We start from the raw sequence: 26,607 nt of genomic DNA on the forward strand, positions 1-26,607 counted from the left end.
CGTGAGGTTCCCACCCAACGTGCCTTGACAACCGTTTTAACGCAAACTCGCGCGGGGACCAGTTAACCCATATGCTAAGTAGGATATGCCTAAATCAACTAACGCTAAGTAATAGACATACGTTGGGAAAAATAGATAGAGCCCGACAAAACAGCCCACTGGGAATAGCCAGACTAACCAGCCCGTCCGTTCAGTCCGACGAATCCACCAGCCAACGACTGCTGCCAGCACAAAGTCAACTACAAAGAGTAGCCATACAATCTGATGAAACCGGCTAATACTCGTAAATCGTAGCAACCATGGTATCATCACCCCAACGACAAGCGCAATCAGCCAATACTGGCCATTAAACTTACGAATTTTTTCCGTCAAACTAACTCCCTCGCTTACGCTTTATTGCTAAATGACTATGATTATTTATTGTACACCACCGACCGCAAAATTACACTAGTTCGCACCAAAAAGAAACGCTACTTAGTAAGTAGAGGGGTGCCGTTTCGGCCCGCATGATTCGTGGACCCAGGCCCACTGCCGCGATACCAGCAGTTTGTAATGTCGCCACTTCTTGTGGTGCCAAGCCCCCTTCAGGACCAAAAATCGCCAGCAGTCGTTGTGGTGCGGTCATCGTTTTTAACGTCTGCACCAGTTGGCTGCTCTCACCTTGTTTGGCTGATTCCTCCCACGCTACGACCCCGGTATCATATGACACGTGTGCTAACAACTGGTTTAAATCCGTTGCGTAGCTCACACTAGGAATCATCGTCCGGTGTGACTGTTCAGCCGCGCCCTGCGCAATTTTCGCCAAGCGGGCCAACTTGCGGGCCCGCTTATTCGCTGCCCATTTAGCCACTGCCCACTGACTATCGAAAAACACGAAGGCGCTCGCACCTAATTCAGTACCACGTTGTACGATCTGTTCGGGTTTATCGCCTTTAGACAACCCACAAGCAATAGTCACTGGCAACGGCAATTCAACATGGGGCGTCGTAACGGCCGTGATTGTCGCTGTAGCTGTTCGACCATCGCTTTTCACCAAATCCGCCAGCACGACTTGATGTGTCGTCGTAACAAATTCCGCAGTGTCCCCCGGTTGTGCGCGCATCACCTTGACCCAGTGTTTGACCGTCTCACCCGTGATAGTGAACGTTTGCCCAATCGTTGTCGTAATCGGTGTTGATAAAAAGTATCGTTGCATTTCAGTCCCCCACTAATCTTCAGCTGTTGGTAGATAAGCCACAATACCGTGCCAGTCACCCATTTGCGTATGTTGTGTAATTTGGAAGCCCGCTTCCTTAATTGTCGTCATGACGACCTGGAACTTATCATCGATGATGCCAGAGGTAATGAAATAGCCGCCCCGTTTTAAGTTTTGACGGGCTTGTGGTACCAACGGAATAATAATTTCAGCCAAAATGTTGGCAACGATAATATCAGCCTGCGTGTCAATCCCAGCTAGTAAATCATTGGCAGCCACGTGAACATCTTTGGCAACTGGATTCAAGTCCAAATTCGTTTGAGCTGATGCCACAGCGACATCGTCAAGATCGTAAGCTTCTACTGCACCGACGCCCATCGCTTTGGCCGCAATACTCAATACCCCGGACCCAGTACCCACATCGATCAAGTGTTCACCACCATTGATCACAGTTTCAAGCGCCTGCAAACAGAGCTTGGTTGTCGGATGCGTTCCGGTACCAAAAGCCTGACCAGGATCTAGTCGCAACACAAGCTCACCTGATTGCACTGGTTGGTACTGTTCCCAACTTGGCACAATCGTCAAATAGCGCGTAACCCGGACGGGGTGATAGTATTTTTTCCAGGCCGTCGCCCAGTCTTCATCCGATAAAGCCGTCATACTGACTTCATTAGGTGCTGGATTCAACCCAAAATCAGTCAGCTGACTAACCCGCTGCTTGATCGTTGGAATGACTTCCGGTACAAACACCGTCTCAGGATAATAAGCAGAAATCTTCGCCCCACTGGTAACGTGTGGAATCGTCGCCAAATCGATGATCTCACCATACCGATCAGGCTTTAAATTCTGATAATCCAAGGCATCATCAATTTTGACGCCACTGGCCCCGGCTTCCATTAAAATGTTTGCCACCGCTTCGACAGCTTCATTAGAAGTACTGACCGTTACTTCAGTCCATTTCATATCTTTATATTTTCCTCCCATCGAAAGCTAGAGCGCCAAGCGCCATCGCTTAAGACTATCACGTTTTTCTTAGTAACAATTATATAACAAGCCTGATTAACTTGACAATCACCTGGTCATCCAACCATGATGTTCATGATCGATAGTCCGGCGAGAAATCTTGGATACGAATGGATTGCCGGCCACAAAGTACCGCAATGGTGCCGTTGTCCATTCACCCTTGTTGACAATTCCAATTCGCGGAGTCGCCATAACTTGTTCCGGTTGGCGATAATGACTCAAATCCAATGATAAGGTCGCCGGTTGCAGCGTTTGTCCATTTAACGTTTTATCTAACCCAAGCGCCTGCATTAGCTTGCCCGGTCCGTTGGTCAAGTTCGCAATGGGCACTGGCCGCTGCTGTTGCATTCGTTCAAGCCCCACATCTGGTTCAATTCCGCGAATCAAGACACATTCTGGCGTACCGGCAGCTTGTGTCACAATATTCAGTAAGCACCAGGCCCTCATTTGATAAATATAAATCGTTCCCGCTGATTGCCAGAGTGCGCGATTGCGCGGCGTTTGGTGGTTCTGGTACGCGTGAGCTCCTGCATCACGGGCGCCAAGATACGCTTCTGTTTCTGTGATCCAGGCGGTCAATACACCGCTAGATGTCTGTAGGTGCAACTGTTTACCCAGTAGGCTCGCCGCAATTTCAGGTGTCGTACGTGTGCTTAAAAATCGTTCGATTGCTGTCATAACTTGTTTTACTCGCCCCTAATAGAAAACGGACTAGCCACCTTGCTAGTCCGTCCTCATGTTCATTTAATCATTATTTGCGGTCTTTTTGGTTAGATGCTTATTCAAATACTTAATCATGTCGGCTTCATGCTTAAAGATCCGCGGGTGCTTTTGCTTGTGCAACCGAACCGCGATCTCATTGATTTTGATTCGCCCGGTCCAAGTATGACTGTACTTAACGACCACCCGATTGTTGCGATGGTCCTTACCGAATTTCAACACGTAAACGCTGTCGGGCACCATCAGCGGTCTAATATATGTTTTATCGTAGTCATAATGTATTGATCGCAGAAACTGTTTCGTGCGTTTTAACATGTCGTTGATCTCTCCTTCACAATGTGAAATTGATTAAATAATAAATTAATTTATCGTTAGTATATTTTCATATCTAGCTATTATTATAGCAGACTTTAAACAAGTAGTGTACCAATTTGCCATTGGTTTAGCAAGTATCGAACTTTAATTCTTATAAATTTGCTAACCATTTCAGAATTGTTTTTGCCGCATATCCGGGTATGGTAAAATATGATTAAATTAGTAAGGTTATCAATATTAGGGGGAATTTACTGATGATACTCATCGAAAGAATTTATCGTCGTGGTCATGAACAGTTGACAACGGTCGACCAAATCGAAAAATTTCAAACCAATGACGGTTATGTCACATCCAACGAAGTCCTCGCCCGCGAAATCGGTGCGGATAGTGAAAACTGCTTCTACAAAAATCAAGAGGGCAAACGCAAAAAAGTCGTTGCGACCAAGGACGATCAGGGCACTTGGCATTTAAAGACCATCGGCACAACTGACCCGACTAGCGATGGCTTATTGCAACTACCGCATATGGATGATGTTTGGGGTTAATTGGTGCTTCGTTTAGAAGAACTGATAATTAGTGTTCGTCAGTTAGAACTACCATCAAAGACTCAGGTTTCTGATGGTAGTTTTTTTATATACATATCGTACGGTATACAAGCAACGTAATTAATAGCAATTAGTATTTTTATTGAATTCTAATCTATCAATGATACTTGCATTGATATAATCTAATAAGCATGCTCTTTTTTATTGTTGGCACAGTCTGACTTCAATGTCTTTGGAGCCAACACTCATAACAAGCTAGAAGTCATTAAAAGTCAACTTGAAAAACACCTTATTTGGAGGAGTCTTATATGAAAAAAGTAGTCACTGGGGCTGCCATTGTTGCGTCATTATTTATATTAAGCGGTTGTGGTAATAGTTCAAAAACATCTACTCAATCAAGCTCACATCACAAAGAAACTGCGACCAATGTCAAAAAGGAAAAAACTATTACGGTTAATCATTCGAGCATTGTCACTTCTGACAATAGCAAGTTCTCAGTTCAAGGAAGAACGGAAGAAAATATCGGTGTTTATCTTCTCAATAAGAGTGGTCAAGTTAAGGATACGGTTACAAGTGATTCTAAAGGCCTATTTCATTTTAATGAAGACAACGATGATGCAAAGACTGTCCCATATTACCTTACAATCGATGATATTGACGCAGATACTGATCCTATTTCCAACGAACCTAATAAAAATAACGTTAACAAGCTTAAGGTTTATAAAAAAATAATTGTTAAACCTTCTTCTGAGGCCGTTAATTCTTATAAATCTTCATCTAGTTCGGCTATGGATTCTATGGTTGCTGCCAATTCTTCATTTGACGAATCGGTATCCAAAAATAATTCTAGTGATAGTTCGTCGTCTGCTGCTAAATCTACTACTCGTAGTATCCATTATGATAAAGTTGACTTAGAAACATTTGCAACTGAAACTGATAAATACATCGGTAAAAACGTCGAAACTAGTGGAGAAGTTGCCTACATTCAAAAGAATCCAGATAATACAGATATCTATTATGTTGTTATCCTCCCTAAAGATGACCATGCATCTTCAGGCTACTCATACGGGACTGTTACAGAGATCAATGTGGATACCTTTGATGAAACTAACATTAATGAAGGCGATAATATTACTGTAAAAGGTGGCGCACTCACATCTACCATAAAATTAAATGGTAAGACCTTAAAATCTGATATTGTTGTTGATTCAGTATCTGTAAATTAGAAAATTGGCCCCCAACACGGGCTTTTATTTAAAAGTAAAAAAGAACATACGTTTGGACATTAGGAGGATATTATCATGATTATTCAAAAAATTACCGGAAAAGAACAAAAACAATTGGAGCTGCAGGACAAGTTTTATCCCGGACCAGGACGCTCAAAAACTACCGGCTACATCGTCGATGATAAATGGTCCGTGTACATCACCTACGTACCATTTACAGGCTATCACGTTTCTATTGGGGATCATCGCTATGGACTTGTCCGACCCAACTATATCACCGTTGACGCTATTGCACGGTTGGACCTATTCCCCTATCGCAAGAACTACATGCTTTATTCTGCTGGTAGTGAAGTTGTTCATTTTGACATTAAAGACTGAAAGGAAGTATAAAAATGCGAGGATCAATTAGAAGACGTGGCAACCGCTGGTATTATGCATATGAAGGCCCCACCATAGACGGTAAACGGCAGCGAATCGAGCACGTTGGTGGTCGGACCCGTGAAGAAGCAGAACGGGCCCTGCGCAAAGCAATTGATGAGTTTGAGCGCGGCGGTGTTGTCATCAAGTTGACAGAGATGAGTGTAGCAGACTACTTCGATTATTGGCACGAGAATTTTGTTGTAAAGACTCTTAAATATAACACGCAAACGAATTATCGTAATATTATCAACAATTACATTAAGCCCGATATCGGCATGTACCGAATGAAATCAATTGGTCCAGCATCAATTCAAAAGTTCGTAAATGACCTACCCACAGACAAACTCTCAAAGCACACTATTGAGATCATTGTTTCAGTCTTACGTAAGGGCTTTAAGATGGCCGTCTTCCCTTACCAATTAATCAAAGAAAATCCAGCAAACTACATTGTAAAGCCCACTAATAATAATGATGATGAAATAACCCAGCAAGCTGCTCGAGATAAGCTCAAAATCATCAATATGGGCCAGTTCAAGCAGATACTAGCACTTGTTCCTGAATCTAACCCCTTGTATCTCCCACTTATTATCAGCTTCAACACTGGCTTGCGCCGTGGTGAGGTTTCAGGACTCACATGGGACAACATCGATTTTGATAACAAAACCTTGACCGTGAACAAGCAAATGATTATGAAGAAAAAAGAATTTGACGTTACGTCACCCAAAACTAAGGCAAGCTATCGTACAATTGCAGTCGGAAATTCACTGCTAACTGTTTTAAAGCGTTTCAGAACTTACCAGAAGGAAAATAAAGTGCGTTACGGACAATTTTACTTTGATAGCCCATTTGTTTGTACCAAACAAAATGGTAAGCCGATTACCCCTAGCGTAATTAAATACTACACAACTAAACTATCACAGGAATTAGACTTTCCATTTAATTTTCACTCATTACGGCACACACACGCAACGATGCTGCTAGAAAATGGAGCCAAGTACAAAGAAATACAGCAACGCCTTGGTCACTCACGTATTTCAACAACGCTAGATATCTATTCCCACGTAACCAATAAGATGAAACGTGATACTGTTGATATCTTCGAAAATATGTTAAAAAACAACAGTTAAAAAGATGATAGACACTTTTTCGATATATGTATATTTTGCCAACATCACAGTTTCAATGTTGGCAAAATGTTGGCAAAACGGAAAAATAAAAGAGCTCCGCTTACGCGGAACCCTATCAGTTCGGCTTTTCGTCTTCGTCGGTTTTCAGAACAGCCATGAACGCTTCTTGCGGGATTTCGACTTTACCGACAGCCTTCATACGCTTCTTACCAGCTTTTTGCTTTTCAAGTAGCTTCATCCGCCGCGTCCGGTCACCACCGTACAGATGGGCCGTCACGTCCTTACGGTAAGCTTTAATATTCGTCCGAGCAATGACTTTAGAACCAATCGTTGCCTGTACCGGAATTTCAAAGTTTTGCCGGGGGATAATCGTCTTGAGCTTGGCGGCAATCTCGCGTCCACGCGCAGGTGCAAAGTCGCGATGTGCGATAAAACTCAGAGCATCAACTTGGTCACCGTTTAATAAGATATCGATCTTAACGAGGTCACTGGCACGGTAGCCGTCTAAATCATAATCTAACGAGGCATAGCCGCGCGTGTTCGACTTTAATTTATCAAAGAAGTCAAAAATGATTTCGGACAACGGAATGTGATAAACCACGTTGACCCGATTACTATCCAAGTACTCCATCGTATCAAACTCGCCCCGTTTACGCTGGGCTAATTCCATGACCGCACCAACGTAATCATTAGGCACCATAATCTGAGCTTTCACATACGGTTCACGAATTTCCTTGATTGCAGACGCCTCAGGCATTTCAGCCGGGTTTTCCACCTTTTTCTCCGTGCCATCAGTCATCCGCACATGATACGTTACGGACGGCGCCGTGGTAATTAGTTCAAGATTAAATTCCCGTTCGAGGCGCTCCTGAATGACGTCCATGTGTAGCAGTCCCAGGAATCCACACCGGAACCCAAAGCCCAGTGCTTGTGATGATTCCGCTTCAAATTCCAATGCGGCATCGTTCAATTTTAATTTTTCCAACGCTTCCCGTAAATCGGTGAATTTGGCATTATCAGTCGGATAAATCCCAGCGTAGACCATCGGATTCATTTCACGGTAACCCGCCAATGGCTTTTCGGCCGGATTTTTCGCGTTCGTGACCGTATCACCTACTCGGGTATCCTGAATATCCTTGATGCTAGCCGTAATGTAACCAACATCCCCCGCCATCAAATAATCCCGTGCTAACGGTTTCGGTGAATTAACGCCGACTTCCGTCACTTCATATTCACTACCACTGTTCATCAACCGGATCCGATCTCCTGGACGAACGATGCCTTCATGAATCCGAACACTCAGCACCACGCCCCGATAATCATCATAGACGGAATCAAACACTAGGGCCTTGAGTGGCGCATCAAGATCCCCCTGAGGAGCCGGAATCTTATGCACGATTTGCTCGAGCAGATCTTCGATACCAATACCGGCTTTCGCTGAAGCTAGAACAGCATCTTCCGCATCAATCCCAATGTCATCTTCAATTTCTTTGCGCACCTTTTCAGGTTCAGCCGATGGCAAGTCAATCTTGTTGATCACCGGGACAATTTCCAAGTCATCATCAATGGCTAAATACACGTTGGCTAGCGTCTGGGCTTCGACCCCTTGCGCCGCATCCACGACTAAAACCGCCCCTTCACAGGCTGCGAGGCTCCGTGAGACTTCATACGTGAAGTCAACATGTCCAGGTGTATCGATCAAGTGGAAGATATAAGTCTCCCCATCCTTTGCTTGATAGTGTAACTCTACCGCATTCAATTTGATCGTAATCCCACGTTCACGTTCCAAGTCCATTGAGTCCAACACTTGGTCTTGCATCTCACGTTTGGAAATCGTATCAGTTAGTTCCAGAATACGATCCGCCAACGTCGATTTGCCGTGATCAATATGGGCGACGATTGAAAAATTCCGAATATGTTGTTGTCGGTCTTGCATTGTCGCTTTATCCATTGATTTTCCTACTTTCTTCCTAAATCCTAATCCCTACAATTATACCAAGTTAGTGGCACAAGCACAATTTTTCTATCAGACCGCTCCAGACACCCCGCTGCGCCACTGAATAAATGACGTAACAAAAAAGTACAAGCCAATATGGCCTGTACTTTTTAGTAGGTTATTCAAAATCCTTGATTTCACTGGGTTTGAGTAATTGCCATTCTTTTGAATAGAAGTCGTCATTAATCTGATAATGAACCGGCTTCGTCTTCTTAGTCAAGAATGGATCAACCTTTTGATCCACGGCTAACCAACCACGCCAGCCAAGATGAATCGTATCAGTCATGAAGTAGTCCTTACCACCGTCCTGGGTCAGGTCCAAGACGTTATTAAACCCTTGACTCTTCAACTGGTACTGAATCTTCTTGTCAAACTGAGCAATCATCTTCATTGACAGTCCGGTATAAGCAGACCAGCGCTGATTGATTGGTGGAATGATGAACAAGACATCGGTGTGTGTCTTTGCAAACTGATTCAAAACCAGTTGAAAATCGGCAAATTCTGGTGACTTCGTGTAATTCAAGTGTCGCTGTGAATCTTTGAGTCGCTTGTAATTACGTTTTAACTTCGTGTTCCAAAATTGATTGCTGATTTCAAGACTGTTCGAGTCCGTTTGCGCCGCACCGATTTTACCGGCTAATTGGTTTAACTGATTAAAGTTATATGTCGCTGGTAACTTGTTAGCTTGCGCATTGACAGTCCGTAAATTTTTGCCCGCAATTCCAAAACGTGAGAAGAACTCATCCTCACTGCCAAGGACACGTGCCTTATAGTTAATATACGTCATTTGTGCGCTCGTTGGTTTAAACCCAGCTGCCACACGTGCCAGGGCGCCTTCCAAAATGCGATCAGAAGAACCCGATGGCATCTGTAACAAACGTTGAGCGGCATACCGGTCCATTGCCGTATTCTGCTCATCCTGTAACCAATCAATAGTCTGCAGTGGTGAGTAATAGTACGAAAACGCATCTTTCCGCGTTCCTTGTGGCACAAACCATTGTGGCGAAATTACAAAGACGGCCTTCTTATTTGTAATCTGCTTTTTCACCGATTGCATCGCGAAATACTGCGTCAACGACTGGGTCCCCCGCGCACCGAGTAGAAATGGTCGGTAATTGCGGTGATATTTTGTTGCCAGTACGGACGGATGCATTGGATCAAATCGTGACCATTCTGAAGAACCAAAGAACGGGACATAGCCATCATCCAGCGCCTGTCGTTTAACTAACCGACCTTTTAATACGTTGGCTGACAAGGAAACGGCCGCTTTTTTCTCAGTATCCTTAGAAATATGGTTTAATCCAAATGAGAACGGTGAAAGCAGTACGGCCAATAATAAGACGGCTGCCAAAATAATTGGCCCAAAAATCTTAAAAAGGCGTTTGGCAACGTTCATTGCAAGTTCTCAACCTTTGCAACAATCTTAGCCGGTGTATCCCATTCTGACCGTTGAAATTCAGAGACCGGCACTTCGATTCCTAATTGATTTTGAAGTTCCAATAAAAGTTGGACGGAACCCATTGAATCTAAGATTCCTTCATCAAACAGGTTAACGTCCATGTTACTGGAAACATCTTCCCCCGTTAAGTCTGCTAAAATTGATAAAACCGTTGCTTTTGTATCATCCATTGTCATTACGCTCCCTTATTGTAATTATATTATGGCCGGGCTCCAAAGAATAACGTGTTCAAGAATCCTGAGAAGATCAAGAAACTGAAACAAACGACGTTAAACGTTAGGAAAATCGCAAAGTATTCCGTAAATTTATTAGACGGCAACTGCGCTTGATGTTTCTTCTTGTACCGTAACCAAGCATCGTTGACAACCATTGCTAAACCATGGAATAGCCCATAAACGATGTAATACCATGTTTCCCCGTGCCAAAACCCCATGATCAACATATTAATAACGTATGCCACGTTGGCCGTTGTGATCCGGCTCTTAAAGACCTTGTGTTTCATCATAAAGAATACCAACCGCATGTAGATGAAATCACGGAACCAGAAGGACAACGTCATGTGCCAACGATTCCAGAAGTCTTTGATGTTCTTTGACTTAAACGGTTGATTGAAGTTCATCGGAGTTTCAACACCCATCAGGTAACTGATACCGACGGCAAACAAACTGTAACCCGCAAAATCAAAGAATAAATCCATACTATAGACGTACATCACACCGACTAACGCCCATGACATGCCGTGAGCTTGCAAGGCCGCGTGTTCAACGACAGGTAGCATCCGCGTACCAAAGATATAAGCCAAAATGAACTTATATAAGAATCCCAAGAAAATGTAGCGGACCCCTTTTTCAACTAACCCGAGATACTTTTCACGGGTCGGGACACTATCGTAATCCTTAACGAACCGCCGATACCGGTCAATCGGCCCAGACGAGATCGTTGGGAAAAACAGCAAGAACTGGCCAAACAGTACCGGATGGAATTCTTTAATCACCCCATCACGGGTCTCCATGATCATCTGGACCACTTTGAAAGTCAGGTAGGAAATTCCTAAGAAACCAATAATTGAATTAGCACCATGTGCCACGGCTGGTGTGATCTTAACGACAGCTAGTGGAATAATCGCTAAAATCACACTGACAACGAAAACCCAGCCCTTATTAGGTGAATCTGGTCGTTGTCGATACTTTGAGTACAACCAAACTAGTGTGATCTGATAGACCAAATAGATAATTAACGCGATCCCAGTGCGCCACTTAACACCGCCAAAGGTCAGCATTAAGAAGATAAACGATATCAATGATTCATACCAATGGGATCGCCGACCATATAACAGACCAATCATTAACGGTAACAACGCGATAAAGAGCAGCACAAAGTACGTTGGGTTACCATATGGGTCAAAAGAAATCATTCTGGGTTAACCTCTTTAATGATCGACTTGACATCAATCTTACCGTTAGGCGTTAATGGCAAGCTCGTTTGATAGACGAACCGTTGTGGAATCATGTATTCCATCATCATTCCTTGTAGGTCCTTTTTAATTGCAGTGGTCAAAGCAAAGTCACTTTCGAAGTCATTCGGCTTTGGTACCACGTACGCAATCATTTGCGTTACTTTGTGCTCTTTATCGTATTTTGGAACGGCAACGGCTTGTTTAATATGCTGTTGCTGTGCTAAGAAGTGATCCACTTCTTCTAGTTCGATGCGGTAACCATGCATTTTAATTTGAAAATCAACGCGGCCACGATAACGGAACAGACCGTCCGCATCCATCGTGCCAATATCACCAGAATGATAGGCGGGTTGCCCGTCTAATTCAAAGAAAGCCTTGGCAGTTTTTTCAGAGTTGTTCAAATACCCCTTCGAAACGGATGGTCCGGCGATAATCAGTTCACCTTCCGTGCCATTTGGAACCGCCTCACCATTTTCATCAACCACAAGTATCCGCGTATCAGCTTTGGCATAACCAATTGGTAGCCGATCATACTGCGCTAATGCGGCATCCGTAATTTCAATTTGAGTTACCGCGACGCAGGTTTCAGTTGGCCCGTACGTATTGAAGATCCGGGCATCTGGGAACCGTTTCTTGAGTGTCGCCGCCGTCTTATGTGTGAGTTCCTCACCACAGAACAAGAAGTGCGTCAAAGTTGGCAAGTTTTCAGCATTAAACTTTGGTTCTAGCAAACAAATGTCCATAAATGATGGTGTTGAGACCCAAACGTTGATTGGTAACGTCGGCAACGCAGCAAATAATTGTTTGAAATCATCTGTCACGGCCTTCGGTAATGCGTATAGTGTCCCACCTAACGCTAAGGTTGGGTAAACGTCCATCACGGATAGGTCAAATGAATATGGTGGTTGCGACAGCGAGTTCGGCTGGTCAGGCAATCCGAAGTCATCACTCAACATCCAGTCAACGTAACTGACCAAGTTATCATGACTAATTTGGACCCCCTTTGGCATCCCAGTGGTACCAGAAGTAAAGATAATATAGTAATTATCATCGCCACTAACGACATGATCCGCTTGATAATCAACGGGAGTCGCAAAGATAGCCGCCAATTGATCTGGTGTAATCACGGGGGTTGTCCCGACACCGGTTGGCAAATCAGCAACAGCAATAACGGCAGCTGGCTTAGCAATCTCATTAATCATTGTTAACCGCTCATTTGGTGAATGTGTATCGATTGGAATATACGCCCGACCTGACTTAACAACTCCTAAGAAAGTCGCAATCATTTCAAACGTCTGACCACCAAACACAATAATTGGATCCTTGGCTGGTAAATCGAGCGTGTCAAGATGCGCCGCCAAGGCATCTGAATAAGCTTTTAATTCCGCATAAGTGTGCGTTACACCTTGCACATCATAAACCACGTTATTGGGTTGCGTCCGTGCATAATCATCAATCGTTGTAATGATGTTCTTAATCATAATTAAAACTCCCCCCAAACAATAGTGTTACTGCATCCATTTTTAAAATTCGTTGTAAATAAACTTCGCTTGGTTGATCCCACTATAACCGTAAAGATAAACCAAGGCGAGCATGACAGCAAAGTAAAATACTGTAAGTGCAATGAATTGAACGACCGGACGTTGAAACCAGCTTTTCAACTTTGCAAACATGCCATCACCTCCTCCACTAACCCAATGTCAGTTACTTAATATCACCCTTCATTAATTCCGTAAAAATCTTGTTGGCTGTTGCTTGAATACCAGCAGCTTTGCGATAGTAGTTACTCATTAATACAACACCAGTCTTCCCATCCGGTGAGAGGAAGATGCTGGATTCATAGCCATAACCAAGTCCGTGTGACCGAATACCATTACTCATGTTATAAACACCACCGCCATATTCACCTGTGGCTGTGCGCGTGTGCAAAATTGCAACGTTCTTTTTTGACAGCAACTGCCCTTTAAGAATGGCACTTTCAACGGTAAATAAATCCGCGGTACTCATATAAACTTGCCCAGTACCTAACTCATTGGCCATTTGTGATTTGCTTTCTGGCATTGTTTGATCATAATTCGGAAGTGTTTGGTCTGCAAGCGCTCGGTAACCAGTTGTCGCATCTTGACCTTGACCATGAATCAAAAAGCCCGTTTCATTCAGATTCAACTTGTCAATAAAATGTGTTGTAAAGAAGTGCTGATATGATTGACCAGTTACCTTGCGAATAATGCCAGCTAGCAACAGAAAATTAACGGATGAATAATTATAAATTCCATTTTTATCTGGGTAGTAAAAAACATTGTGAGCCGCAAAATCAATCACTTGATTTTCTGGTAAGAATTCTTTTGAACCGCTCTTCAAACGGAACCCTGTTGTCATATCTAACATTTGGCGAAGCGTTGTCTGACGCCCATGCTTTAAAGTTGGATAATACTTCGAAATCGGATCAGTCAGCTTAACTTTCCCCGCCTGCACCAACTGCATAATGCCAACCGCCGTCATTGACTTTTGAATCGATAAAATTTGATACTTTGAATTGACTTTATTACGTTGATTTTTAGCCTTGTTTGCGTAACCAAAGGCACGATTATAAATGACATGGTCATTCTTAACAACTAATGCTGACCCCACAAAATGGCTTAGGTTTAAAGCCTTAGTCACTTGCTCATCCGTGTTCTTATTATTCGAAAACGTTGTCTGGTTAATCTTACGACTAAGCTGGCTATTTTTTAATGCCGCTTTCTTATTCAATGCTTTGTCAGTTTGACGCTTTTTAGCAATCGCTGCTTGCCGCTCTGTATGATAAACATAGTAGCCGCCACCAGCACCCACAATCAGCAGTCCAAGCAAAACTGTTACTAAAAGTTTGCTTTGCTTCACAATGATTGACCTCCCCATTAGCTATCAATTACGAACCGATTGGTGATATTAGCTACGCCGCCAATAGGACGTAAGTTCAAGTTATAGTGTAACAACCTACCGACCAATAACGGTTAGGCCGGCTCAAAAAGATCAAAATCCTGCATTTTCGTTCGCTGATACGACATATTTGTAACGGTTTTGTAACATCAACGTTACGTCCCCCGTAAGCTAGCAGCGTATTACTTCACCTCCTTGACTAATTCTAGCACTCACTAATCCCCGGACGACAGGATAACGAAACAGTTTGCACAAAAACCGTGTTACTGAAAGGTCACTTAATAAACAGGCCGGAGTGCTTGATTGACACTAAAAAAAGCTGAACAATCCTCATCACATTTTTGTGATGGGCATCGCCCAGCTTTTTGTATATTTCTGGAATTAGTTCGCTCGGTTAAACACCCCGAAGCTTGTCAAATAACGAACTCTTGCCATTGCCAGCAACTGATTTGCCGCTAGCTTTAGCAAAGGTCTTCAAAGCTTCTTTTTGACCCTTGTTCAAGTGCGTTGGCGTTTCAATATTAACGGTAACGCGTTCATCGCCGTTGCCATTGCCACGTAATCGTGGTGCACCTTTACCACGTAACCGGAAAGTTGTCCCCGTCTGAGTACCAGCTGGGATCTTCAACTTAACGTCCCCGTGAACCGTTTTAACTTGAACTTCATCACCAAGAGCGGCCTGAACGAAGTCGATCGGCAACTTGAAGTAAATCGTCGCGCCATCCCGTTCAAAGTCCTTACTTGGCTCAACTCTGAAGATAATGAATAAATCACCATAAGGGCCACCATTCGTTCCCGCTTCACCTTGATTTTGAAGCCGCATTTGTTGGCCTTCTTCAACTCCAGCAGGAACCGTCACTTTGATGGAATGACTTTGTTCAGTATGACCAGAGCCACCACAAGTGGCACACTTGTCCTTGATTTCTTTACCAGTTCCATGACAAACGTCACAAACTTGTTGGCTCATCATTCGACCGAGTGGCGTATTAGTCTGTACCTGAATATAGCCAGCACCATGACATTTCGAACAGGTCACTGGTGACGTTCCTGGCTTGGCACCAGAGCCACCACAAGTCTCACACTGTTCCTCACGATTGTAGGTGATGGTCGTCTTCTTACCAAAGATCGCATCTTCAAACTTCAGTGTCATCTCATACTGTAAGTCTCGGCCTTGTTGCGGGGCCGTTGGGTTAGAACGCCGTGAACCACCAGCGCCACCACCGAAGAAGGAACTGAAAATATCTTCAAAGCCGCCACCGCCGCCGAAGCCACCAAAGTCTTGACCGCCGAAACCGCCGGCGCCACCGAAGCCTTGTTGGCCACCAGTCGATCCGAATTGATCATACTGTGCCCGCTTCTGGGCATCGCCTAACGTTTCGTACGCTTCATTGACAGCTTTAAACTTTTCTTCCGCGCCAGGTTCATGATTCAAATCAGGATGATACTTCTTCGAAAGCTTGCGGTACGCCTTCTTGATTTCGTCCTGACTGGCATCCTTTTCAACACCCAGAACCTTATATAAGTCTTGCTCTGCCATTGTAACCTCCTAATGAACCTTAATTAAGTCTCATTAATACTAGCATATTTAAAGCAAAAAGGCCAAAGCCACGTGGCCTTGGCCTTTTTGTTCTGCCGGTGCTACTTCTTATCCTTGTCTTTATCCAAGTCTTCGAAATCACCGTCAACCGTGTTGTCATCACTGCCCTTGGCTGAGTCGGCATTGCCAGCAGCATTACTGTCGGCACCGCCTTGTGCACCCTGAGCTTCTTGAGCTTGTTGATACAACTTAACTGATAAGTCCTGAACGATCTTGTTCAAATCGTCCTTCTTGGCCTTCATTTCGTCAATGTTGTTATCATCTTGAGCTTTCTTCAAAGCATCACGAGCATCTTTGGCTTTCTTAACTTCATCTTCTGAAACCTTGCCTTCAAGATCTTTCAAAGTCTTGTCGGTAGTAAAGATCAATTGGTCAACTTCGTTCTTCAAGTCAACTTCTTCTTTACGTTTCTTATCGGCTTCTTCGTTTTCCTTGGCTTCCTTGACCATTTGATCAATTTCGTCGTCAGAAAGACCCGATGAACTCTTGATGGTAATCTTTTGTTCTTTATTAGTTCCCATATCCTTAGCAGATACGTTAACGATCCCGTTCTTATCGATGTCAAACTTAACTTCGATTTGAGGAACACCACGAGGTGCAGCCGGAATATCCGTTAATTGGAAGCGACCTAACGTCTTGTTATCCGCTGCCATTGGCCGTTCACCTTGGAGCACGTGAATGTCAACAGCTGGTTGGTTATCAGCCGCCGTACTAAATACTTGCGACTTGCTGGTTGGAATCGTCGTGTTACGGTCAATCAACTTAGTGAAGACCCCACCCATGGTTTCAATACCAAGTGAAAGTGGCGTAACATCGAGCAAAACAACGTCTTTAACATCACCAGTGATCACACCACCTTGAACAGCGGCCCCTAAAGCAACCGCTTCGTCAGGGTTGATAGAATGGTTAGATTCTTTGCCAGTCCACTTTTCAACAGCTTCTTGAACAGCTGGAATCCGAGTTGACCCACCATTCAAGATGACAACGTCTAAGTCACTAGCCGATAAATCAGCATCCTTCAAGGCATTTTCAACAGGAATGCGCGTCTTTTCAACTAGGTCAGCAGTTAATTCATTGAACTTAGCACGTGTTAACGTGGTTTCCAAGTGCAATGGGCCACTAGCACCAGCGGAAATAAATGGCAAACTAATTTGAGCTTCAGAAACACCTGAAAGGTCCTTCTTAGCCTTTTCAGCAGCATCCTTTAACCGTTGTAAGGCCATCTTGTCTTTTGATAAATCAACACCGTTGTCAGCTTTAAAGCCATCAACTAACCAGTCGATAATCTTTTGGTCAAAGTCATCACCACCAAGGTGGGTATCACCATTTGTGGATAATACTTCGAAGACCCCGTCGCCTAATTCCAAGATGGAAACATCAAAAGTCCCACCACCAAGGTCATAGACTAAAATCTTTTCATCTTTGTCGGTCTTATCCAAACCATAGGCTAAAGCTGCCGCCGTTGGTTCGTTAATAATCCGTTCAATGTTTAAGCCGGCAATCTTACCAGCATCCTTAGTTGCTTGCCGTTGGGCATCATTAAAGTAAGCTGGAACAGTCACAACGGCCTTTTCAACCGTGTCACCCAAGTAATCTTCAGCAAAGCCCTTGATATATTGCAAAATCATTGCTGAGATTTGTTGTGGGGTGTAGTCCTTACCTTCGATGCTAACTTTGTAACCAGCTTCACCCATGTGACGCTTGATTGAAGCTACCGTATTCGGGTTAGTGATTGCTTGCCGCTTGGCAACTTCACCAACTTGAGTTTCGCCATCTTTGAATGCCACAACTGAAGGAACCGTCCGGCCACCTTCAGGAGTGGTGATAATCTTAGGTTCATTACCTTCAAGAACCGCTACCGCAGAGTTAGTAGTCCCGAGGTCAATCCCGATAATTTTATTACTTGCCATAAATTAACAAACCTCTTTTTAATTTAGTATTTTTATTGATTAATTACTGTGCCACAACAACCATTGCTGGACGGAGGGTCCGGTCTTTCAATAGGTAACCCCGTTGTAAGACTTGTACTACCGTATCAGCTGGATGATCATCATCAACTGGCACCGTTTGAACAGCTTGGTGAATATTGGGATCAAACTTTTCGCCCGCAGCCGCAATTTCGGTGACCCCATGTTTTTTCAAAGCATCCTGTAAATGGCCATAGACCATTTCGACACCCTTCTTCAACTGTTGGGCCGCTTCATCGTCAGCTGGCGTTGCCAAAGCCCGTTCCAAGTTATCCAGAACTGGTAAGACATCCTTTGCAAGTGCTTGACCGTCATATTTCAACAGCGCCGCTTGTTCTTTTTTGTTGCGGTTTTGCATGTTGACGATCTCCGCCTGTGCACGCAATAACTGGTCATCTTTCGCATCTAATTGCGCTTTGAGATCAGTAATTTGTTGTGTCGGATCGACCGCTGTCGTTTGCTCAGCTTGATCATCAGTCGCACTCGTCGCTGCCTGTGTCGCTTCACTGGCAGTTGACATTGCTGCTGAATCAGTTGTTGACGCTTGTGAATCTTCCGGCGTCGTCCGCGTTGATTTCTTTGCCAATGTTTTCATCTCCCTGTCCGTCACTCGTCAAAGTACCGGTAATAATCTAATAATTTGCGGGCTAATTCTCGTTGGAACGCACCCATCAGTCCAATCATCCGTGAATACGGCATGGCGGTCGGCCCGAGCAAGGCAATCACACCTTGTCCGTGTTGATCAACATCGTAAGTCGCGGTAATTAAACTGTAGTTCTTCAACAAATCGTTGGTGATCTCATTACCGATTCGGACTTGAATCCGTTGACCGGGTGGACCAATCACGTTAGCTAACCGGTCCGTTTGGTCGAGTAACGAGTACAATGACTGTAACTCTTTAGGGCTCTGCTGGTCCGTATAGTTGAACAAATTCAACTTACCACCAACATAAAAGCGCTCGGAAGCTGCCTTGGACAACACACTGCCAAAAATATCTAAGAAACCATCTGGATCTTGCAAATACTGTGCAAGTTTTAACGGAATCTCATGCGTTAATTGGCGGAGGACGTCTTGTAACGGCAGGCCAACCAGTTGATCGTCGATGAAACGAACGACCGGTTCCAGCTCATCGCCGGTAATGTCACTAGGAATAGTAAACGTCTGGTTTTCAACGTCACCATTATTCGTCACTAGAATCGCCATTACTTGATGATTCCCCAACGGAACGAGTCTGAAACCACTCAACCGACTATCTTTAAGTTCAGGTCGCAATGTAAAGGTCGTGTAACTTGTCAGTTGCGACAAGATATCCGCCGACTGAGCAACGATCTCATCGATCTTGTGAAATTCACCGCCTAATGAATGTTGAATCACCTTCAAGTCTTTGCCGTCCACCTTTTCAGGCTTTAGGATATGGTCAACATAGTACCGATACCCCTTAATCGATGGAATTCGCCCTGAAGACAAATGCGTTTTGACGATTAATCCTAAATCTTCTAGTCGGGCCATTTCATTACGAATTGTCGCTGAACTGACCTTGATCGGTAGTTCTTGAACTAGCGATTTGGATCCAACTGGATTACCGCCCTCGGTATAGTCACGGACAATGGCCTTTAAAATTAGGCTTTGTCGTTCAGTTAACGTGATCATCACCTCTTTTTAGCACTTAACTTAATGGAGTGCTAACACAATTACTAATATAACAACCACCCTGATGAAAGTCAAGGAAAGACAAAGTATTTCTAGAAAAGAATGCTTAAATTATTAGGACCCCAGTCCCACTATGACTGGACTTATTTGACCGTCGCCCCCCAATTAGCACTCCTTACTTACGAGTGCTAATATACACCCTCACCCTTCACAATGCAAGCATGGTGCCTAGCAGACTACTCGCTTTTCTGCTGCCATTACTCAGCACACCAGCCACAACAAAAAAATCTCAAGAGTTACAGACTCTCGAGATTTTTGACTAGCCTGATGTACATTGCCAACAGACATTCTAGTGAAACCTGGCCTTAACGGTAATCAGCTTTCAAACTAATCAACGTTCAGCTTTATTAATGGCATGATCAATGGTTTCATTATCAAATTGTTCTTGTAAGTACGCTTCATTGTCGATTGGCAAGTGCACATGAAAGTCAGCAAAATGTTGAACTTTCAGCGTCGCTTGTTCGACTTCAAACCCCAGCAAGTGTCCACCTAATTGATGGTCTTTACTTAGAAAGTGTAAGTGAAAGCCACCGACCGTAGCGCCTTGGAACAAATGCGGTGCGTAGTAGCCAATAATCGTTCCGTCAACATGTTCACCGGTGAATTCCGGTTGTGTTGCCGTTGCCGCGACTAATGTTTTGTACGGTGGCTCCTGACGAGGCGCGACTCGCGTCTTGACTTTTGCAAAGGTCCCATCGACGCGAATAGCCGCAAACACGTTGGTCAAACGATAGTCATGAACCACTTGTTGCTCGAAATCAGTTTGTGTGATTGCAGCTAATTGCGCACTAATATCAGGCTTTTCAAAGTGCACCGATGCAAATGGTAACGTCTCTTCGGGCTGAATTTCCCGAATTTGACCATCCTCACGTGCTTGATAGGCGTGACCTCCTAGAATAATCACTTCACCATTGAGACCGTCTAACGTCCCAATACCCGTATCACCATGGGTTAAGAGTTCACCAGCCGTAATCGTCCCGTCAAATAATCCGGGAACAAGTAAGCCTAATGTGCCGTGTTGAAAAATTGTTGTTGTGTCCATTCATTGTGCCTCCAAACGATTTGATTGTTGTGCAACTTGAATCCGGGGTGTGACCACAAAGGGATGCGCCACATAATAGTCACGGGTGTTTTGTTCATCCCGCTTTAATTGCGCAACCAAGGCATCCGCCCCAGCAAATTTAATTTCACCGCGCATCCGGTGCCCCCAACGCACCGTTAAATTGTGGCCATAAAGATCTCCTTGGAAATCTAATAAGTATATTTCAACCGTGATTGGTCGGTGATCACCAAACGTGACATTTCGTCCAACTGAGGCCATTCCCATAACCCAGCGTGTCCCAATCTGCACCATCGTCGCGTAAATGCCAATTCCGGGAACCCGGGTATTGGGCCCGTGAGCAACGTTGGCCGTTGGAAAGCCGAGCGTTCGGCCCCGCGCTTCACCATGAACTACTTCGCCGGCAGTTTCATATTGATAGCCCAGTAACCGGTTAGCCGTATCGATATCTCCCGCGTCCAAAGCGCGGCGAATCCGCGTGGAACTGATCTTTTCAGCATCTAATTCCGCCTTAGGAACTTCAATGATTTCAAACCGGTTATGACCATAGTCATTCAAACGCTGCATATTTGCAATTTCAGCTGGCCCGTACGTGTAATCAAAACCAGCAACCACCGTTTGTGCGTGTAATCCAACAATTAACTGATCGACAAACGTTTGGGGTGGCATGGCACCGACCGTGGCATCAAAGTGAAGTACATATAAGATGTCAACGCCGAGCTCACTCATCAATGCCGTTTTTTGATCAATTGTCGTTAAATAACGGACTTGCTGCGGATCAGTGTGTTTAAAAACAACTGACGGATGCTGGTCAAACGTCATCACCGCTAGTTTGGCGTGTTGCGCCTGAGCGGCCTGGCGTGCCGTTGCAACGACTTGCTGATGTCCACGGTGAACGCCGTCAAAAAATCCTAAGGCCAATACGATTGGTCCTTCGGGAATCTGACTAAACGCCACGGGATACTTTAAATTAATCACCTGCATGACAAAAACTCCTTAATTGACCGCAAACATTTTGAACGGCTTGTACCGCTGTTCGTCCGGTCGATAACTATATAGACATTTTAGGCTGTTTTGGTAAACTAACGCAACCATCGTGTTCGCATCTGGATCAGTTTGTTGCCCTTCTGCCGCCGTAATAAAGGCCCCATTCTTGACCCGTTGCCACTGCTCATCCGTTAACGTGACTCGCGGGTACTGACTTAAAGCTTTATCAATTGGCGCCAATAATGCTCCGGCCGTTCCAGCATCGACGTGGGCCGCGATTTCCTCAAAGGTCACGGTTTCATCTAAAGTAAAGCCGCCACTCTTTAATCGGGTCAAATCACTCATCACAGCGGGTACCCCGAGCACTTTGCCGACATCCACCGCTAGCGTGCGAACATAAGTCCCTTTACTACAAGCGACCGTAAAATAGATCGTCTGAGTCTGGGTTGCCGAGTCATAGGTAGATGCCTGCCGTTGCTTGAAGCTGCTAATTGTGACATGCCGTTCTGGGCGCTCGACAGTTTCACCACTGCGCGCATAGTCATATAAACGCCGCCCATTTACTTTTACTGCTGAAAACATCGGTGGAATTTGCGTAATGGCCCCCGTCATCTGTGCCAGCGCAGCATCAACTTGGTCACTTGTGAACGGCTCTGTGACCGCTTGGCGCGCAATCTCCTCACCATCTAAATCTTCAGTAGTCGTTGCAAATCCGAGGGTAATGCTCCCTTGGTATTCTTTGCCAGAAGCCACTAAAAATTGCACAACTTTAGTCGCATTCCCAATACAAATCGGTAAAACGCCATCCACATTTGGGTCCAGTGTCCCTGAATGACCTACTTTGCGGGTCTGATAGAGTCGTCGGATTTTAGCGACACAGTCAAAGCTCGTCATCCCACGAGGTTTATATAATGGTAGAATCCCGTTCAACATAAAAAACGCCTTCAATCATTTAAATTCGGTTTCTAGTGGCAGCCAATCGCCGTGCCACGGATTCGATCGTTCTTAATCGACGGTTTTCAGTATACCACACCTCACAAATATGTAAGCGGATTATCACAGAATTCAAGGCCCTGAGCACCGCAACTAAGATACCCCAAATCGACACGCTGGTCCGGTGCCACTGACGACCACGTATGTGCCTGGCAAAGCTGTATTTAACTCATTGATCCAGAAAACCGTGAGCTTAATCCCTATTAGTCAAATAAAACGACTGAAAAACAAGAATCGCACAAATTAGTCCCCTTATCAAAAGGATACCGCGCGGGACCGTCCCTAATTACGCCGATGACTTTCAACATATGCTGCCATCAAAAAAGCGTGCAACGGCCTTAGTGTGGCTGATGTACGCTTATTCAATGTTATCGTCTTAAAATGCAACCGGCACGCTAACCGCAGTTGACAGCTACATGGTTCTTCAAGCTTGGAGCGCAACTGGCTGCTGATTCAACCACTGCTGAATTTGACGGGCAATCTGCTGGGGTGTCAGTTGATCGGTTGCGATCGTCAAATCGGCCGCATCAGCATATAAGGCTTGGCGCCGCTGCTTCAACGCAATCAGTGCCCCTGTATCCAATTCATTGACAAGTGGTCGGCTAGTATCATTTTTAACACGGTTAATAGTGGTTTGATCACTAGCCGTCAACCAGATAACTGGCACCGCGCTTTGTTTCAGGCTAATTGCATTCATTGCAATGGTCGGAGTACCACCACCGGTCGATAAAATCCCGGGTGTTTCGAGTGCTTGGAGCAAAGTCTGATGCTCCAATTGCCGGAAGTACCCCTCTCCTTGCTCCGCAAAAATAGTCGTAATCGACCGTCCCGCCCGCTGAACAATCAAATCATCTAAATCAGCATGTTTAGTTGCTAACCCGGCCGCCAAAAGCCGACCGACCGTTGTTTTCCCACTACCCATAAATCCAATTAAAATTGCTCGCATTCTTAATTCCTCCTTACAATCTGATAACCCGCATCAGCTAACAACGACGATGCTTGCGTTCTCGTCTTTAGATCACTAAATGTCAGTTGCAAGACACCATCAATCTCTTCACGAATCTCTAAAATATGAATATTGACTAAGCTCAGCTGAGCCTGTGCGAGCCGCTGAGTGACATCCGCGAGAGCGCCAACACGGTCGGGGACGTTCAAAAACAAATCATAAAAGTTTGGTAGTCCTCCCAACTGTTCCGGTCCCAAGTGATCACGCGTCACCTTAGCTGTCGCAAAAAATTCGTACAATGTTGCTTGATCATGCACCCTAATGGCTGTCTTGATGCGCAACAGTTGGTCAATATAATCCTGCAATTGATTGGTTATTAGTTCAGCATTAGTCATCAGGATGGCCGCCCACATCGTGGGGTCCGAACTGGCAATCCGAGTAATACTTTTAAACCCACCAGCCGCTAATCGCAACCCGAGTGCCGAATCTGCCAAAGCCACCTGAGTCTGATCAACTAAAGCCGCAGCGACAATATGTGGCAAATGACTTAACTGTCCTACAATCCGGTCATGCTGTATTGCAGTGACCGTCAACCATTTGACGTGAGTCGCTTGTAACAATGCTTGCAGCCGTTGAACGGCTGCTTGATTAGTCCGGCCCGGCACCAACAAGTAAAAGGCGTTCTCGAATAAGTTGGCGCGGCCAGCCGTCACACCCGATTTATGTGAACCCGCCATTGGATGACCGCCGATGAAAGTCACACCGTGCTGTTGTATGGCAAGCGCGGCATGCATCACCACTTGTTTAGTACTCCCGACATCCGTCACAAGCACCCCTGCCTTGAGTGGCATCATAGCCAGTCGGTGCAAGTCAGCAACGATCACATCAACTGGCCCCGCTAAAATAATCACATCAGCGTCGCTCGCGACCGCGGCCAAATCAGTGCCACTAGCATCGATCATACCCTGTTGACGCGCATAACTCAGGCTGACATCGTCACGATCAATCCCAATAATGTGCACCGTGGGATGGGCCTGCTTAATGCTTAGTGCCAACGAACTGCCAATTAGCCCCAAACCTTTGATCAATACAGTTGTCATCTTCACACCCCCTGGCTTAAACGTGCTAAATCTTCAAAGAACGTCGGGTATGAAATGTTCACAGCTTCGGCGGACTCTAGTTCGGCGGGAGCGGCTAATCGCAACGCTGCAATCGCCATCATCATACCGATTCGGTGATCGCCATGGCTGGCTAATGGCTCGGTCGGCTGCCGCCAAGACTTGCGACCATCAATCACGAAGCCATCCGGTTGCGAAGTGATCTGCACACCAAGTTTTCGAAGCTCGGTCACAATCGTTGCAATGCGATCGGTTTCCTTGACTCGTAATTCAGCAGCCCCATTGATTGTGCTAATACCATTCGCAGTCGCAGCCAACAATGCAACTAGTGGCAGTTCATCGATTACGGCAGGAATTTCAGTAGCAGTGACTTGGACCGGGTGCAGTTGTGCAAACCGCACGTCAAGCGTGCCAACTGGTTCGCCCATTCGGTGTCCATGATCGACCGTCACTTGACCACCCATCCGGCGCAAAATGTTTAAGAAACCCGTTCGTGTCGGATTCAGTCCCACGTTCGTTAACCGGACATGTGAATTTGGAATAATCGTCGCGGCTGTCACGAAAAAAGCAGCCGAGGAAAAATCGCCAGGAATCGTTAGTGACCGACCAACCAAGGCTGGCTGCGGTTGGACCGTGATTGTTCGCTGATCAGGCGCCGTTTCAATTTGACCACCAAATTGTTGCAACAACCGTTCAGTGTGGTCACGAGTCGGTAATTTTTCAATAATTGTACTTGCTTGATCGGCCTGCAAGGCTGCTAAAATCAAGGCGCTCTTAACTTGTGCACTAGCGACCTGCATCTCGGTACAACTACCATGTAAAGTCCGACCAGTGATCGTCATCGGTAAGTGCCCGGCTGTTAATTGTACCTGCGCCCCCATGGCTTGTAATGGTTGACGCACTCGCTCCATCGGCCGTTGACTAAGAGACGTATCACCGACCAAGGTCGTCTCAAACGGTTGACCGGCTAACAACCCAGTTAATAAGCGAGTGGCCGTCCCCGCATTCCCCATGTCTAATGGTTGTTGTGGTTGGGTCAACCCATGTAAGCCGCGGCCACTGATTGTAACGGTCGTATCGACACGCTTGATTGGCACCCCTAACTTTTGCAGCGCCGTTAAAGTCGATAGGCAATCGGCGGCTGGCAAAAAGTGATGCAAGATCGTCGTCCCTTGACTAATTGCCCCTAAAATCAAGCCTCGATGTGAGACACTTTTATCGCCTGGTACACTTAAGTCACCTTGTAACCCACTAGCTGGTTGAATACTTAGTTTTTTTATCATTAATCATCATCACCTAATTTATTTGATAGACGCACCACACCATCGAAGGTGTCAAACGTGCAAGTTCACGTTCATGAGTCGTCAGTGTCACGTTTTTCTCATTAGTTAGCACGTAGGCCGCCTGATTACGTTGATAAGCCTGATACGCTAAATATTTACTGGCGACTGTTTGCACCACGACCTGATGCACGACCCTCGTCAACAATTGGGCGGTCGCTGCATGCGTGTAACCAATTTGATTATCGGCATTTACTCGTTGGAGCACGACAAGTGGATCGAGCTGGGTCATAAAACAACTGCTCAACGTTAATTGGGACAATAATGCGTAATGTATATCCCCCCAGCTGGCATTCAGTGTGTCTGATTTGAAAGCAGCTGGTATCACCAGTTGGTCACCAGAATAGGCCGTTAAATCAGTTAAAATGGTTTCAAAGCTCGGGTGTTCGACAATCACCGCTTGGTCCTGCCAGTTGCGATGATTATAAACTTGCGCGGCCGCGTAACTATCCGTGGCGGTCGGGCCTAAAGTATGAATCTGCATAAGC

At 45.2% G+C, this 26,607-nt stretch carries 27 protein-coding genes; 4 read left to right on the top strand and 23 right to left on the bottom strand.

What is annotated here, in order from left to right; translation table 11 throughout:
- Positions 1–36: 36 nt before the first annotated feature.
- From ACOV1R_RS03545 to ACOV1R_RS03565, 5 genes are all read right to left on the bottom strand, one after another.
- The gene (locus ACOV1R_RS03545) at positions 37–372 is read right to left on the bottom strand and encodes a hypothetical protein (RefSeq protein ID WP_003640697.1); all 336 of its coding nucleotides are present in this window, start codon (positions 370–372) and stop codon (positions 37–39) included.
- A gap of 70 nt (positions 373–442) precedes the next feature.
- Positions 443–1,195 carry a 16S rRNA (uracil(1498)-N(3))-methyltransferase gene (locus tag ACOV1R_RS03550; RefSeq protein ID WP_003640698.1) on the bottom strand — a complete coding sequence of 251 codons (753 nt, stop codon included), beginning with the start codon at positions 1,193–1,195 and terminating at the stop codon, positions 443–445.
- A gap of 12 nt (positions 1,196–1,207) precedes the next feature.
- Positions 1,208–2,158 carry a 50S ribosomal protein L11 methyltransferase gene (gene prmA, locus ACOV1R_RS03555; RefSeq protein ID WP_003644481.1) on the bottom strand — a complete coding sequence of 317 codons (951 nt, stop codon included), beginning with the start codon at positions 2,156–2,158 and terminating at the stop codon, positions 1,208–1,210.
- A 108-nt stretch (positions 2,159–2,266) separates the two neighbouring features.
- Positions 2,267–2,896, bottom strand: coding sequence for a DNA-3-methyladenine glycosylase (locus ACOV1R_RS03560; RefSeq protein WP_003645974.1), 630 nt, complete (start codon positions 2,894–2,896; stop codon positions 2,267–2,269).
- Between the two features lie 66 nt (positions 2,897–2,962).
- Entirely contained in the window at positions 2,963–3,253 is a 291-nt protein-coding gene (locus ACOV1R_RS03565; RefSeq protein WP_003640701.1) for a hypothetical protein, read from the bottom strand.
- Positions 3,254–3,507: 254 nt separating this feature from the next.
- Between ACOV1R_RS03565 and ACOV1R_RS03570 the strand changes: the two genes are divergently transcribed.
- The 4 genes from ACOV1R_RS03570 to ACOV1R_RS03585 all read left to right on the top strand — a co-directional run bounded on the left by ACOV1R_RS03570 (position 3,508) and on the right by ACOV1R_RS03585 (position 6,571).
- Entirely contained in the window at positions 3,508–3,798 is a 291-nt protein-coding gene (locus ACOV1R_RS03570; RefSeq protein WP_003640702.1) for a hypothetical protein, read from the top strand.
- Positions 3,799–4,106: 308 nt separating this feature from the next.
- Positions 4,107–5,024 (top strand): hypothetical protein, encoded by a 918-nt coding sequence (locus ACOV1R_RS03575; RefSeq protein WP_003644483.1) that lies wholly within the window; start codon positions 4,107–4,109, stop codon positions 5,022–5,024.
- Positions 5,025–5,099: 75 nt separating this feature from the next.
- Positions 5,100–5,402: a hypothetical protein gene (locus ACOV1R_RS03580; protein WP_003645973.1), complete on the top strand. Its 303-nt coding sequence runs from the start codon at positions 5,100–5,102 to the stop codon at positions 5,400–5,402.
- Positions 5,403–5,416: 14 nt separating this feature from the next.
- Positions 5,417–6,571 carry a tyrosine-type recombinase/integrase gene (locus ACOV1R_RS03585; RefSeq protein WP_003644485.1) on the top strand — a complete coding sequence of 385 codons (1,155 nt, stop codon included), beginning with the start codon at positions 5,417–5,419 and terminating at the stop codon, positions 6,569–6,571.
- Between the two features lie 115 nt (positions 6,572–6,686).
- On the opposite strand, the gene lepA is transcribed toward ACOV1R_RS03585, so the two are convergent.
- The 18 genes from lepA to ACOV1R_RS03675 all read right to left on the bottom strand — a co-directional run bounded on the left by lepA (position 6,687) and on the right by ACOV1R_RS03675 (position 26,603).
- Positions 6,687–8,522, bottom strand: a complete 1,836-nt coding sequence (lepA, locus tag ACOV1R_RS03590) for a translation elongation factor 4 (protein ID WP_003640703.1) — start codon at positions 8,520–8,522, stop codon at positions 6,687–6,689.
- Between the two features lie 163 nt (positions 8,523–8,685).
- The gene (gene dltD / locus ACOV1R_RS03595) at positions 8,686–9,963 is read right to left on the bottom strand and encodes a D-alanyl-lipoteichoic acid biosynthesis protein DltD (RefSeq protein ID WP_003640704.1); all 1,278 of its coding nucleotides are present in this window, start codon (positions 9,961–9,963) and stop codon (positions 8,686–8,688) included.
- Positions 9,960–10,202: a D-alanine--poly(phosphoribitol) ligase subunit DltC gene (gene dltC, locus ACOV1R_RS03600; RefSeq protein ID WP_003640705.1), complete on the bottom strand. Its 243-nt coding sequence runs from the start codon at positions 10,200–10,202 to the stop codon at positions 9,960–9,962. Before dltC ends, dltD begins: the two co-directional genes overlap by 4 nt.
- A gap of 23 nt (positions 10,203–10,225) precedes the next feature.
- Positions 10,226–11,440 carry a D-alanyl-lipoteichoic acid biosynthesis protein DltB gene (gene dltB / locus ACOV1R_RS03605; RefSeq protein WP_003640706.1) on the bottom strand — a complete coding sequence of 405 codons (1,215 nt, stop codon included), beginning with the start codon at positions 11,438–11,440 and terminating at the stop codon, positions 10,226–10,228.
- Positions 11,437–12,963: a D-alanine--poly(phosphoribitol) ligase subunit DltA gene (dltA, locus tag ACOV1R_RS03610; RefSeq protein ID WP_003640707.1), complete on the bottom strand. Its 1,527-nt coding sequence runs from the start codon at positions 12,961–12,963 to the stop codon at positions 11,437–11,439. The genes dltB and dltA overlap by 4 nt, the downstream gene beginning before the upstream one ends.
- Before the next feature lie 42 nt (positions 12,964–13,005).
- A complete protein-coding gene (locus ACOV1R_RS03615; protein ID WP_003640708.1) occupies positions 13,006–13,155 on the bottom strand; it encodes a teichoic acid D-Ala incorporation-associated protein DltX in 150 nt (49 codons plus the stop codon).
- 31 nt (positions 13,156–13,186) lie between these two features.
- Positions 13,187–14,380 (bottom strand): serine hydrolase domain-containing protein, encoded by a 1,194-nt coding sequence (locus tag ACOV1R_RS03620; RefSeq protein WP_003640709.1) that lies wholly within the window; start codon positions 14,378–14,380, stop codon positions 13,187–13,189.
- Positions 14,381–14,795: 415 nt separating this feature from the next.
- Entirely contained in the window at positions 14,796–15,938 is a 1,143-nt protein-coding gene (gene dnaJ / locus ACOV1R_RS03625) for a molecular chaperone DnaJ (protein ID WP_003640710.1), read from the bottom strand.
- Positions 15,939–16,039: 101 nt separating this feature from the next.
- Positions 16,040–17,908, bottom strand: coding sequence for a molecular chaperone DnaK (gene dnaK, locus ACOV1R_RS03630; RefSeq protein ID WP_003640711.1), 1,869 nt, complete (start codon positions 17,906–17,908; stop codon positions 16,040–16,042).
- Positions 17,909–17,951: 43 nt separating this feature from the next.
- The gene (gene grpE / locus ACOV1R_RS03635) at positions 17,952–18,551 is read right to left on the bottom strand and encodes a nucleotide exchange factor GrpE (protein ID WP_003645970.1); all 600 of its coding nucleotides are present in this window, start codon (positions 18,549–18,551) and stop codon (positions 17,952–17,954) included.
- Positions 18,552–18,571: 20 nt separating this feature from the next.
- Positions 18,572–19,615: a heat-inducible transcriptional repressor HrcA gene (gene hrcA, locus ACOV1R_RS03640; RefSeq protein WP_003640713.1), complete on the bottom strand. Its 1,044-nt coding sequence runs from the start codon at positions 19,613–19,615 to the stop codon at positions 18,572–18,574.
- Between the two features lie 391 nt (positions 19,616–20,006).
- A complete protein-coding gene (gene budA, locus ACOV1R_RS03645; RefSeq protein ID WP_003640714.1) occupies positions 20,007–20,717 on the bottom strand; it encodes an acetolactate decarboxylase in 711 nt (236 codons plus the stop codon).
- Entirely contained in the window at positions 20,718–21,719 is a 1,002-nt protein-coding gene (ribF, locus tag ACOV1R_RS03650) for a riboflavin biosynthesis protein RibF (RefSeq protein ID WP_217203167.1), read from the bottom strand.
- Between the two features lie 12 nt (positions 21,720–21,731).
- On the bottom strand, positions 21,732–22,655 hold the full coding sequence (gene truB / locus ACOV1R_RS03655; RefSeq protein ID WP_003645968.1) for a tRNA pseudouridine(55) synthase TruB: 924 nt from the start codon (positions 22,653–22,655) through the stop codon (positions 21,732–21,734).
- 484 nt (positions 22,656–23,139) lie between these two features.
- On the bottom strand, positions 23,140–23,661 hold the full coding sequence (locus tag ACOV1R_RS03660) for a shikimate kinase (protein WP_003645967.1): 522 nt from the start codon (positions 23,659–23,661) through the stop codon (positions 23,140–23,142).
- A gap of 2 nt (positions 23,662–23,663) precedes the next feature.
- Positions 23,664–24,761, bottom strand: coding sequence for a prephenate dehydrogenase (locus ACOV1R_RS03665; protein ID WP_003645966.1), 1,098 nt, complete (start codon positions 24,759–24,761; stop codon positions 23,664–23,666).
- 2 nt (positions 24,762–24,763) lie between these two features.
- A complete protein-coding gene (aroA, locus tag ACOV1R_RS03670) occupies positions 24,764–26,062 on the bottom strand; it encodes a 3-phosphoshikimate 1-carboxyvinyltransferase (protein ID WP_003645965.1) in 1,299 nt (432 codons plus the stop codon).
- A gap of 13 nt (positions 26,063–26,075) precedes the next feature.
- Entirely contained in the window at positions 26,076–26,603 is a 528-nt protein-coding gene (locus ACOV1R_RS03675; RefSeq protein WP_003645964.1) for an amino acid biosynthesis protein, read from the bottom strand.
- Positions 26,604–26,607 lie beyond the last annotated feature (4 nt).

The organism is Lactiplantibacillus sp. YT640 (assembly GCF_049745435.1).
GTDB classification, from domain to species: Bacteria; Bacillota; Bacilli; order Lactobacillales; family Lactobacillaceae; genus Lactiplantibacillus; species Lactiplantibacillus plantarum.